Source organism: Oceanobacillus chungangensis (assembly GCF_003369565.1).
Taxonomy (GTDB): domain Bacteria; phylum Bacillota; class Bacilli; order Bacillales; family Amphibacillaceae; genus Oceanobacillus; species Oceanobacillus chungangensis.
Genome location: NZ_PIOD01000011.1, coordinates 1 through 12,332, shown reverse-complemented (window position 1 = coordinate 12,332; position 12,332 = coordinate 1). Strand labels below are relative to the sequence as shown.

General features: G+C 32.6%; 13 protein-coding genes. All 13 read left to right on the top strand.

All coding sequences use genetic code 11. The features are described 5' to 3' along the window. The first annotated feature begins 903 nt into the window (after positions 1-903). The 13 genes from CWR45_RS10060 to CWR45_RS10005 all read left to right on the top strand — a co-directional run bounded on the left by CWR45_RS10060 (position 904) and on the right by CWR45_RS10005 (position 12,199). On the top strand, positions 904-1,650 hold the full coding sequence (locus tag CWR45_RS10060; RefSeq protein WP_115749742.1) for a class I SAM-dependent methyltransferase: 747 nt from the start codon (positions 904-906) through the stop codon (positions 1,648-1,650). Positions 1,651-1,902: 252 nt separating this feature from the next. Further along, complete coding sequence (locus CWR45_RS10055) at positions 1,903-2,274, top strand: DUF192 domain-containing protein (protein ID WP_115749741.1); 372 nt, start codon at positions 1,903-1,905, stop codon at positions 2,272-2,274. Positions 2,275-2,498: 224 nt separating this feature from the next. Further along, the gene (locus tag CWR45_RS10050) at positions 2,499-3,080 is read left to right on the top strand and encodes a hypothetical protein (protein ID WP_115749740.1); all 582 of its coding nucleotides are present in this window, start codon (positions 2,499-2,501) and stop codon (positions 3,078-3,080) included. A 155-nt stretch (positions 3,081-3,235) separates the two neighbouring features. Then, positions 3,236-3,481 (top strand): hypothetical protein, encoded by a 246-nt coding sequence (locus CWR45_RS10045; RefSeq protein ID WP_115749739.1) that lies wholly within the window; start codon positions 3,236-3,238, stop codon positions 3,479-3,481. A gap of 81 nt (positions 3,482-3,562) precedes the next feature. Continuing rightward, on the top strand, positions 3,563-3,700 hold the full coding sequence (locus CWR45_RS19820) for a hypothetical protein (protein ID WP_170138839.1): 138 nt from the start codon (positions 3,563-3,565) through the stop codon (positions 3,698-3,700). Positions 3,701-4,472: 772 nt separating this feature from the next. Beyond that, positions 4,473-5,993: an MDR family MFS transporter gene (locus CWR45_RS10040; RefSeq protein ID WP_115749738.1), complete on the top strand. Its 1,521-nt coding sequence runs from the start codon at positions 4,473-4,475 to the stop codon at positions 5,991-5,993. Positions 5,994-6,515: 522 nt separating this feature from the next. Further along, positions 6,516-7,340, top strand: a complete 825-nt coding sequence (locus CWR45_RS10035; protein WP_170138838.1) for an SMI1/KNR4 family protein — start codon at positions 6,516-6,518, stop codon at positions 7,338-7,340. A 257-nt stretch (positions 7,341-7,597) separates the two neighbouring features. After that, complete coding sequence (locus CWR45_RS10030) at positions 7,598-8,221, top strand: hypothetical protein (RefSeq protein ID WP_115749736.1); 624 nt, start codon at positions 7,598-7,600, stop codon at positions 8,219-8,221. 338 nt (positions 8,222-8,559) lie between these two features. Then, positions 8,560-8,994, top strand: a complete 435-nt coding sequence (locus CWR45_RS10025) for a lipocalin-like domain-containing protein (protein WP_115749735.1) — start codon at positions 8,560-8,562, stop codon at positions 8,992-8,994. Positions 8,995-9,358: 364 nt separating this feature from the next. After that, positions 9,359-9,946, top strand: a complete 588-nt coding sequence (locus CWR45_RS10020) for a hypothetical protein (RefSeq protein ID WP_115749734.1) — start codon at positions 9,359-9,361, stop codon at positions 9,944-9,946. 254 nt (positions 9,947-10,200) lie between these two features. After that, positions 10,201-11,241: a hypothetical protein gene (locus CWR45_RS10015; protein WP_115749733.1), complete on the top strand. Its 1,041-nt coding sequence runs from the start codon at positions 10,201-10,203 to the stop codon at positions 11,239-11,241. A 164-nt stretch (positions 11,242-11,405) separates the two neighbouring features. Further along, on the top strand, positions 11,406-11,885 hold the full coding sequence (locus CWR45_RS10010) for a hypothetical protein (protein WP_115749732.1): 480 nt from the start codon (positions 11,406-11,408) through the stop codon (positions 11,883-11,885). A gap of 74 nt (positions 11,886-11,959) precedes the next feature. Then, on the top strand, positions 11,960-12,199 hold the full coding sequence (locus CWR45_RS10005) for a hypothetical protein (protein ID WP_115749731.1): 240 nt from the start codon (positions 11,960-11,962) through the stop codon (positions 12,197-12,199). The last annotated feature ends 133 nt before the right edge of the window (positions 12,200-12,332 follow it).

The following is a 12,332-nucleotide window of genomic DNA, read 5'->3' as shown; positions in this document are numbered from 1 at the left end:
ACATAGACCTTCTTCGTCAGCCGTAGAAACATTATAGACAGATGTATCAATTTTCATTCTCTGTGGTGTAGCGTTGGTCTTACGCTACATGAATGACTAAAGGGTGCAATCCTTGAAGAAGGAGAAGTATCTAATTTTGTTGAATATATATAGGGTTAGTTTAACAGATATAGCAGACTATCTTGGGCGGAAGGTGAAGTAGTAATTGCGAAAATACTTAGGAATTATATCAATATTGGTCCTGGTTGCGACTTTTTTAACTTTGCAATCTTTCGTTGGAAAACAAATTGGGAACTTGTGGATTTGGATAATTTTGATTGGATATTTGGTTGCGACACTGGCTTCTTGGTATAGTAAAAGTGGATTTTGGAGGAAAGCATCAGCGACTATTTTGATTATACTCCCTGTGGGTTATTTGATATTACTCGTTTTATTTATATTTGGTTTAGCATTTAATTAAACATTTTACTCAACTAAAGGGGTGTTATAGTTAAACAAGGTGATCCTAGTGGGTCACCTTTTTCTTATGGTTAAAATTTTGATTTTATTATTGGAATATTATGTTAGTATTTAGTTAGAAGTTATTAAGCTAACGGGGCAGGATAATGGAATAAGAAATATTTTAGTGTAAAGAGCATAACTATTAGTACATAGATGTTTCCGAAACGTTGCTGCTATTTAACAAATTACCTATTTTTTCGTCAGTTAAGGAGGAAATCATATGGATTGGTATATTTGGTTCGCCGTAAGTGCTGTTATTATTATTGGGTATAAATTTTCTGAAAAAGAAATAATCACCTTTTTTAAGCAGAAAAATATATTGAGCTAACGAGGCATTTAGTGGGAGAACAATAGGTATTATCTACTGTTTTTGTAGAAGTAAAATTATTGGGAGGAAAACAATTGAAGCAAAATATTTATGACAATCCAATTTTCTTTAAAGAATATATTTCTTTACGTGAAAGTGGAGTAACCTTTAATGATTTCGTTGAACAACCAGCAATAAAGTCTGCAATCTCAACTCTTAAAGAGAAATCTATATTAGATTTAGGATGTGGGACTGGTCATTTTGCAAAGTATTGTATTGAGAACGGTGCATCAAAGGTTATGGGTGTAGATATCTCAAGAAATATGATAGAACAGGCTAAAAAAGAAAACGGGCATGAGAAAATAGAATATATATGTACACCAATAGAAGATTTAGAATTACATAATCAAAAATTCGAGTTAATTATAAGCTCTTTGGCAATACACTATATAGAAGATTACTCAAAACTGATTGTAAAGGTCAGAAGTTTATTAAATAAAAATGGAGAATTTATTTTTTCAACTGAACATCCTATTGTAACTGCCCGAAAGGAGATGAACAATTGGGTGAAGGATGGCAGTGGAAATAAATTACATTGGGCTTTAGACGATTATCAAGAAGAGGGAAAAAGAGAGGAACATTGGTATATTGATGGTGTTATTAAATACCATCGAACTATTTCAACCCTAATAAATACACTTATAGACAATGGATTTATAGTAGAGAAGATTATTGAACCACAGTCAATTCCATCTGGATTAGAACAAATGTCTAAGTTAGAATTAATAAATGAAGAAAGAAGACCATCGTTTATTGTTATCAAGTCAAGTAAGTTAAGTTAATTCTACAAGTTTTACTATCTGGTGCGATTCTTCAATAAGAAGGATCGTCCTTTTTTATTGATCAAACGGAGTTTAGTTAAACAAGTCTTTTTATATATTGTTGCTATGTTTATTCAAACCAAGTATTAAATTTAAAACCATAGAATAAGTATTAAAAGTGATAAAGAGCTTGCCGAGTTATCTTTTCTTCTTGTTTTCTTTTTATCTCCAAATTAATATCCTGCTTTTAATAATACTCGAAGGTGAGTGAACATGAAAAATATAATAAAAATACTCAGTGGAAACAGGATAACTAGATTAACCGTTCAAGTTGCAGATACTCAAGGAAAAATAGAGAAGGGATTAATGTTTGTTGAAAAATTACCCGAGAATGAGGGGATGTTATTTGTGTTTTCAAGAAAAATATATGGTGGCTTTTGGATGAAAGACACATTAATTCCTTTATCTATTGCTTTTCTTGATTCAGATGGGGAAATTCTAAAAATACTGGATATGGAGCCTTGTAAAGGGAATGAATGTCCTTTCTATGTTCCAAAAATTTCTTATCGTTATGCAATTGAAGTGAATCTTGGATGGTTTGAAAAAAATCAAATCAAAGAAGGGGATTATGTAAAGTTTGACTGAATTCATCTTACCTCTAAGAACTAGGGGTAAGGTGATTTTTTAATGGATATTTATATATTACTGAAAAGATTGTGAAAAAATGTACTTAAACTAACTGGTTCGTTAATTCAAGAAGGATTAACGCTATTTTACGTAGAAGTTATTGTACTAAAGGGGCATGATAGTGTAAGAAAATATGGAAACTTTTATTAAGATTTATCGTCTACATTATGGGGGCATGTATCATGAAAAAAATATTTATTTTATTTATCGTAATTGGTTTTACGTTAGTCGGATGTTCTCAAGAACCAAAGAATGAAATAAGTGAACAAGTCGCTGAAAATGGTTCAGATAAACAAACAGGAATAGAAACTAACTCTAAAACTTATGATTTCGTTACAGAAGCTGCTCAGGAAAATTGGAATATAAGCCCTGCCTTTACAATTCCTAAGCCAGGTGCAAATGGAAAAGATGTATCTTATGATCTCAGAGGAATAGAGGGTAAATTGGCTATCGTTGATGGTCAAGTTATTGCAGGGACAAATAATAAACAATTATTTCATTTTTGGGGAGAAACGCCAGAAAAAACGGAACAATTATTTAATAAAAAAGTGGAAGTAATCGGAACGAATAAAGAGAACGGAGAGACAGTTACGGCTTTTGAAAGTTCAATTGGTCTTCCGAATGAAGAAATCATAAAGCCTCCACATCATTACGCTGAATCAGTAGGATATTTGAATTTACCTTCAAAAGGAATTTGGAAACTGGATGCTAATATTGAAGGTGAATTGTTTGGTAGCATTATAATTGATGTCCAAGAAAAATAGAAGTAATTACTTTACTAACTGGTGCTTTTCTTAAAGAAAGAGAATTACCTTTTTGTTGAAGTTATTGTATTAACGGGTCAGGTTAGTGCAAGAGCAATGATTAACTGATGTTCTACAATAGGGCTAGATTGTTCAAGAAAAATAGGAGGAGAGATATGAAGCATATTCTCCAATTTACAATGGGGTATTTAGGATATTTCCTAATAGTATTTATGGCGTTAAGGGCTTTGCTTACCAAAGATGATACGGTAGGGTTTATAATATTATTTGTCGGGTCATTTTTACTTGTAGACTATGTACAGTTTCTAGAAAAAAAACACGAAACACCAAAGTATAGTGGTTACATAAAACTAATTTTAGTTATAGTATTTTTACTTTCAGGATTTACAATGTTCTTTTAACAATAGGGGGCACGATTGTTAAAAAAGTGTGAAGTGATGTACCTAAATTAACTAGTGCTTTACTGAAATGGGGGGATAAAGTTGGAAATATTCATTGGAATTGCCATTATACTAATTGTATTTTTCTCTTCAAGTATCATTGAAAAAAGATTAAAATCTATAGAGAATCAAAATAACCGTTTAATAAAAGTCTTAGAAGAAATAAGAGATAATAAGTAACCCTTTTTACAACTAACTGGTGCTTTACTTCAAGAAGCAAGTGTGCACTCTTTAGTTAACTATTGGGGCAGTCAGTTTACACTCAAAAAATTAACTGGAAACAATTATATACGGTACAAAGGTGAGTATATAAACAACAAACAATATGGCAGATATTTTTGTGTATTTGGATTTAAATAGATTATTAATTCCATTGTTGAGAATTCCTAGAATAAATATGCAAAAACATAAGCCCAAGGAAACCATTGATACAATAAATAAAACTTGTTCCATTAGTTAACTCCTTTTCGATTAATTTTTATTTTTATCATAGCAAGTAGAGTTATTATACGAAATCGAATCACCTAACAAAAGACAATACGTTGTGACAATTTTGTCACTTGAACGAATAAAGTGTAGTCTGCACATACTACTTTTAGGATGAAGAGCGTTTTAATAAATTATTAAAGATGATGTTTTGAAAGTTATTAAAGGTAATACTTATAGAAATTAATAAATAATATTAAAATCTTATTCAACTATCCTGGTGCGTTAATTCAAGAAGGATTAACGCTATTTTACGTAGAAGTTATTGTACTAAAGGGGCAGTTTAGTTGAAGAATCGTTTTTAGATTTTATTCAACAATCGAGCCATTTAAGGGAGTAACAATATTAGTTTTAAAAAATGAATTTAATCTTTATTAAGCAAATATTAAATAATGGGCTAGAATATAAAATACATATAACAAAGTGAGGAATTCTCAATGGTTTATGATATGAGGGGAGAGCATTTATGATTTCAAAAGAAAGCAATATTAAATTTGTTGTGACAGGCTTATTGCTAGGGATCCTTATGTCAGCTATGGATAATACGATTGTGGCAACAGCAATGGGTACGATTGTTTCAGACCTTGGAGACTTTGATAAATTTGTATGGGTAACATCTGCCTATATGATTGCAGTTATGGCTGGAATGCCGATTTTTGGTAAACTGTCGGATATGTTTGGGCGCAAGCGATTTTTTATATTTGGATTAGCTGTCTTTTTAATTGGGTCAGCACTTTGTGGGATTGCTCAAAGTATGGTTCAGCTAAGTATTTATCGTGCTATTCAAGGAATTGGTGGTGGGGCATTAATGCCAATCGCCTTCACAATCGTTTTTGATATTTTTCCGCCAGAAAAGCGTGGGAAAATGACAGGATTGCTTGGGGCTGTATTTGGGGCATCTAGCGTGATGGGGCCGTTATTAGGTGCTTATATAACTGAGTATATTAGCTGGCATTGGGTATTTTATGTTAATGTTCCTATCGGATTGATATCGTTATTTCTAATTGTTCGCTATTATAAGGAATCATCGCAGCTACAGAATCAGAAAATTGACTGGGGTGGGGCAATTACCCTTGTGACGGCAATCGTATGTTTAATGTTTGCACTAGAGCTGGGGGGTAAGACGTATACTTGGGATTCTATTCAGGTAATTAGTTTATTTATTAGCTTTACAGTATTCATCATTGCCTTTATCCTTTTTGAGCTTAAGGCGAAGGAACCGATTTTGCCTTTTTGGTTATTTAAAAGAAGATTGTTTGCTTCCTCGCAAATTTTAGCTTTCTTATACGGAGGAACATTCATTATTTTAACGGTTTTTATTCCTATATTTGTTCAAGCAGTTTACGGTGGATCGACTACAAATGCAGGATTAATTCTAATGCCAATGATGCTGGGATCCGTGGCTGGAAGTGCAATTGGGGGGATATTTCAAACGAAGACGAGCTTTCGTAATTTAATGATTATTTCCGTTATTTCATATTTTTTAGGTATGTACTTTCTTAGCACTTTAACACCTGACACAACTAGAGGAATCATGACTATTTATATGATTACTGTTGGCTTTGGGATGGGCTTTTCATTTTCACTATTGCCGACAGCTTCTGTTCATAATCTTGAGTCCCATTTTCGAGGAACAGCTAATTCAACGAACTCCTTTTTACGTTCGATCGGCATGACTATTGGAATCACTGTCTTTGGTACCATTCAAAACAATGTATTTACACAAAAATTAGCGGATGCTTTTAAAGGTCTGGACGGCGGTTCGGGGATAGGTAATATTGGCAGCCCTCAACAAATTTTTGAGCCAAGTGAACGTGCGAAGATTCCTGATTTTATTTTGGAAAAAATAACTTATTCGCTCTCAGACTCTATAACATTTATATTTTTCATCGCGCTAATACCTATCTTATTGTCCGCAGTTGTCATTTTCTTTATGGGCAAGGAGCGAGTAAATGTTGCAAAAGAGAGTCTTGAAATGAAAAAATAATATTTGGTAATGGTGGCATTTTATTAAGAGAAAATTAGAAAGCTGCTATTCAGCTAAAGGGCACATTTCTTGAGCAAGGGAACTGCGATTTTATTCTTTTACATTAACAAAGAGGTCCATTACTAAAAATTTGGGGGCATTTTTTATTCTTTATCGCATTTTTCATTATTCCACAATCGGGCGCTTTTCTTTAATAAGAGGGCGTCTTTTGTAGTTGCCCAACACATTCAAGAGATTAGATCTTGAAGAGTAAAGAAAAGATTGTGAAGGATTCCACTTAAACTAACTGGTGCGTTAATTCAAGAAGGATTAACGCTATTTTAGGTAGAAATTATTGTACTATTGGGGCAGGTTAGTTGAAGAAGGAATATCTAAATTGCCACATTATATTTGGACTCCAAATCGGGTATCAGATTTTTAGAGTCGTAATTTGTCGAAGATTCTACATATAAATACAAATGTTATTGTGGTAATGTTTTCTTATGCTATTTGGAAATGCCAAAAAATGCCGGATGGAAATCAATGCGTAAATTTTGGTTAGATGATGAAGACGATTTAGTGTTAGGCCCTATAAAAAAGAAGGATATTGTTTTAGCAGAGGAAAAGTTAGGCATAGAATTACCCAAACTCTATAAGAAATTAGTAAAAAAACAAAATGGGGGATACATAAAACGTACTGTTTTCCCTATTGATTTCTCTACTGAATCAGTAGAGGACTATATTGAGGTTGATAGTATATTTGGTATTGGGGAAGATGGTATTTTAGATTCTGAGTATCTCATTAAGGAATGGGAGCTTCCAAATGATTTAGTGCTTCTTAATGGAGAGGGTCATACTTGGGTTGCGATGGATTACAGAGGAAAGACAAAAAATCCAAGTATCGTTTATATCGATGTTGAAGAAGAAGTTGAATTTCAAATCGCACGTAGTTTCTCAGAATTCATTGAACGCCTTGAAGAGGAAGATATTGTTGATGAAGATGAAATTACAGGTGATATGGATATACCAAATCTGGAAGAAATAACGAAAGAAGAAGCGGAACATATTTTTAAGACAAGTGACGATAAAAGATTTATCAGAAGCGTTATAATTAATTTACCCTTAGATAAGGATGGCGTGAATTGGTTTTTAGATCAACTCATTTTTCTCTTGGATAAATATAATAGTACAGGAATAGCTGAAGATGCGGCTGATTTTTTTCTAATACACCACTATCTTCGAGGGAAAATGGACGATAGTAAATATTCTTTATTAATGAATAAGTTAAATGCCCTTCCCTATAAAAATTTAAAGACATTACAGATGATAGATGAAAGGGAAAGACGAGCTAATCTAAAAAAAATTTAGCAAACTCACCTAAATCTTATTTTATGTACCTTACCCTTAATGCTCAAATTAAAGAGCAAAAACAAATGTGAAAAACCTAATCAAGTTAAATTCTTGTGAAGAGGTGTACTTAAACTATATGGTGCATTACTTTAAGAAGGAAATCTGAACCTGAACCTGTTATTCAACTAATTGGGTAGATTAATGAAATAAGAAGGTGTTATTAAGAGTGTGCCGAAATAGTTTAGTAAAATCAATTTAAGAATGGGGGAGCTTCTTTGATAAAAAACTATTTCATGTTCAGTACTATCCTATTTTTTTTCTTAGTATTAAGCTCTGGTTGCACTAATTCAAGTGACAATAAAGTTACTATTTCAGTTAATTCCGATTCCGAATATGTGAATACCTTTGAGGATTTAAATTTAGGGATACTATATGATTTTGATTTTAAATTACCCAATGCAGATAAAAGTTGGGTAAATCTTTGGGTAGAAAGATACTATTATGGAAAAAGAGAATCTAAACCATTAACGCAATTATCCTATGGTAACAGCCCTAATGAAGTGGACGAAGGGCATTTGGGGTTTGGTATGATCAATCCAAATTCAGAAGACACTTTAGTTTTTGTTTATGGACCTGATGTAAGCACTCAACCATCAATAATTGAATATGAATCTAAGACTGATATTTTTAGTTCTTGGGACTATGCCATTGGTAATGAAGAAGTAGAGTTAGAATTGGGTGAAACAAAGATATTAGCAGTATATAGGGAAACGGAAGGTAATTCAATTAGTACCATTGATTTACAAGATGAGGAATCAGTAAATAGAATGATTAAAGAAGATGCTATGGTACTATTATTGAAGATAAAGATAGAAGAAAAAAATGCAAACCAGAACTAATTAACTGCATTTAGTTAAATTGTGAAGTAATGTACTTAAAGTAACTGGTGCGTTAATTCAAGAAGGATTAACGCTATTTTAGGTAGAAGTTATTGTACTAAACAATGAATCAAATTATTAAAGGGAAAGAGAAGATGTAATGGAAGCTGCTGAGGTAATCTTAGGGAGACCAATTCATGTTGTGAAAGCATAATTGATATACTTTGAATACAGACATTAATAAAATATTTTTTAATAGAAATAGGAATAGCTATAAAATAAAAATATTGGGGGATATAGACTTATCAAAAGTTTTTAGTTCATAACATTTTGATTATCTTTATTAGGAGGTATTCTAATTGACAACATTAAAAGAGCAGATTGTTGGTGTTTGGTCACTCGTATCCTTTAAAGATCGAGATGAGAATGGAAACACCGTTTATCCATTAGGTGAAGATGCAACGGGGTTTATCATGTACCATCCAGAAGGGTATATGTCTGCTCAACTCATGAAGCAAGGGCGTCCACATTATCAGTCAGGGCATATGCTTACAGGGACGACTGAAGAAATGGCTGAGGCAGCACATGGTTATTTGGCTTATGGGGGAAAATTTCATGTTAATGAAGTAGAGCGTACGCTAACCCACCATATGGATGTAAGTATGAATCCAACCTGGCTAGGGCAGCAGCAACCACGAATAGCTTCAATTGAAGGGGATATACTAACTATTCATAACGGCTTGAATCCAATTCAAAAGTTGGTCTGGAAACGTGTTAAAGCTTATCAATTTTAATTTGGTGGATGAAGTATGAGTAAAGAATAGGAACGTACTGTCATTTGAAATAAATAATCCTTCAGTAAACGGACGCTTTTCTTTAATAAGAAGGCGTCTTTTGCATGGACAACACATTTAAGGGAGTTGGAGTTAATTGAGATGTAAATAGATTGTGAAGTATTGTACTTAAAGTAACTGGTGCGATAGTTTAACAAGGCGATCATCAAATTGATCGTCTTATTTTTTTGAAAATCGTTTGGAATATTATGTTAATATTAAATTAAAAAGTTCTTTAGCTAACGGGGCAGGTTAGTTTAAGAAGGATATTTTTTTACAAACATCGAATTACATAATAAAAGGGATAATTTTGGGGGGAAATGATGTGATTGATAATAGACGTTTAAAAGAGTTTGAACACGAAATAGATGATGATTTGCAAGGAATCTCCGATACATCAATTTTACTGAATTTCCAACAAGCTATTGTCAGTTTATACCCTCATTTAATTCCGATTAATGCCTCCGCATATGATTCTTGGGATGATATTGTAATGCCTTTATTTTATGAGATGGTTTACAATACTTTTGCTTTTAAATATGGCATTGATATTAATTGGGATGAAACGCATACCTATATGTTTTCATTAAGATGCTACAAAGGGATAAATCATATTGAATGCATTCCCAAGCACTATTCTTTTGCAGTTTTAGTAAACGAACAGTGGATTGAGATGGATAATGATGATTTGGAAGAAAAGGTACTCGTTTTTAAGTCTTTTGGGGACGGGGTACATTCTTTAACAGGTGGACTTGATGCTGAAGATGCTTACAATGTAAGTTTTAACCTTGTAGAGGTTGATATTGTTTCGGCAAGCACAAGTAACCCTGCTAAAACAAGTTTATTTATTAATAAAGAACAGCTAGACTTTGTGTTTGTTGCGGAAACCTATGATGACAATATAAAACGTTAACTTCTTATTGTGCTAACGGGTGCAAGAGTTAAACAAGGTGATCATAAAATTCGATCACCTTTTTCTTCCGGAAATATTATTTGAATATTGCGCTATTATTGAGGGAGGAGTTAAAGTCGCAGGTTAGTTGAAGAAGTAATTACACTCATAAATAATTAAATAATATCAAATAGGCTATTTTCTATTATAAACTCCTTTAACATTCTTATAAATTTTTATGATTTAACAAAGATTATTGGTGAGGAGTACAACAAATGAAGATAAAAACTCAGTATTATTTTAGAGAGATTAGAAAAAATGAAAAATTAGAAAAACCAGGACCTGAACTAACTAGGGAAGGCTTTTTTACAGATGATTTAACTGAAAAGGTTTTAGAGGAAGGTCCAGTATACTCTGAGGACTTTTTGTTAGTAGGAGTAACAGCACCACCTAGAGAAATATGGATACTTGAACCTAACCAAGAAGTAAATGTACTTACATTTGACCTTGAATTTTTGGATGCTGATCCTTATTCGGATCCTAACAAATTCTATGAAACAAACCGAGAATATTTTAAAGAATATGAAGTTCGAGATCGAAAGGATAGGATTATTAGAAAAGTAACGTTTGACTTGGATAAGATAAGAGAAAGAGACTACGATGCGATAAAAGCGAATTGGTGGGCATTAAAGTCGTATTTTAATGAACAACATAGATTATCTTTTTATTCTGGAGGTAGTGGAGGTAATAGAAAAGGGGGTAGAAGAAACCTTTTATGGGTTAAATGGGGTTTTAAAGAGTTAGTTCATAAATGGTGTAATTTACCTGATAGTCAGAATGAAGGTCTGAATAATAATGCAATAACTACCGTAGAGCTGGAAGAAGAATTAGCCCTAAATAAATATGATGATAGCGAATTAGATAAAAAGGGAGAAATCACATATAGGGTCGAACATAAAGATTTAAGAAAACACCTATTTAAAGGAAAGATATCGGAGCGTTGTGGTATCTGTGGTAAAGAATACCCTGTTAATTTATTAGTGGCAGCTCATATTAAGAAAAGAGCAGAATGTAAACCTCATGAAAAAAAGGACAAAAATATTGTGATGCCGATGTGTACATTTGGCTGTGATGATCTTTATGAAAGAGGTTATATTTCCGTTAAAAATGGTAAAATTGTTGCGAACAATCAAAAACACCTTACTGATGATGTAAGGGAATATATTAAAAAAATAGAGAACAAGGAATGTGCATACTACAATAGGTATAAGGAAAAATACTTTTTATGGCACAATGATTATCATCATATCAAATAATCCAGAAATTGTGAGAAAGTATTGCTTAAACTAACTGGTGCTTTAGTACAACAATGAAATCGTCACAATGGCGGTCTTGTTTAACTAATGGGGCAGTTTAGTTGAATAAGAAATCACAAAAGTAATGAGTATTTACTTTAAAATAAGATTAAACGGGGGTTTATATGCGAAAAATTTATCTAGATAGAACAGCATTCTCTGGAGCCATAGGTGTTAATTTAGAGGATACTGAGATTATATCAGCAGGAACAACCATTAATTCAATGGGGGTTCATGATAGAAATGAAGAGTATCAAACATACGCTAACGATTATGATATTCAATTTATCTTTGACGATGATATTCCACATTTAGAGTTTTTTACGGTGCCACATGTAGATATTATGGCAAAAGATAGTAAAGGAGGATTTGTCGGAATTGTTTATCAACAGTGTGATTCGGAAAGTGACGCACCAATTTGTTATATCAAAAGGGATTTAGAGTGCTTTATAATTTCTGAAAACGTAGAAGATTTTCTGAGTAATATAGGAACATGGCAAGACAACATGAAACCCTATGATAAAATTACCGTTTATCGTTCGAAAGCAGAAGCAGAAACTGAACTAGAATTTATCGATTTGTCTGACATTCTTCCATTATTATAAATTCTTCTTGAACTAACGGGTGCAAGAGTTGAAGAAGGCTTAATAGAGCTATTATGTGAATTTGGGGTGATATGATGACACAATATTATATTGCAGTGACGTATGATGTTTGCGAACGTAATAATCTATATGAAGATATGAATGAATATCCTTTAGATATGTCCATTGATATAGATAAGCAAGTAAGGGAATTTGCAAAAACCGATGTTGCTCCCATAATAAAGGTTTTTGAGTCAGATACTAGTGATCTTAAAGAGTTAAGATTATATAAAGAATATAAATTTAAAGAATATGAGTGTGGTTGTAATCAATAGTCTTTGTTCAACTATTTGGTGCAAGGGTAGGACAAGTGAGATCATCAAATGGGTACCGACCCCCAAAAGTTAGAGTTAAAAAATGACTTTTGGGGGTGTTTTTATGGCCAAATATAGTGAGGAATTTAAAATA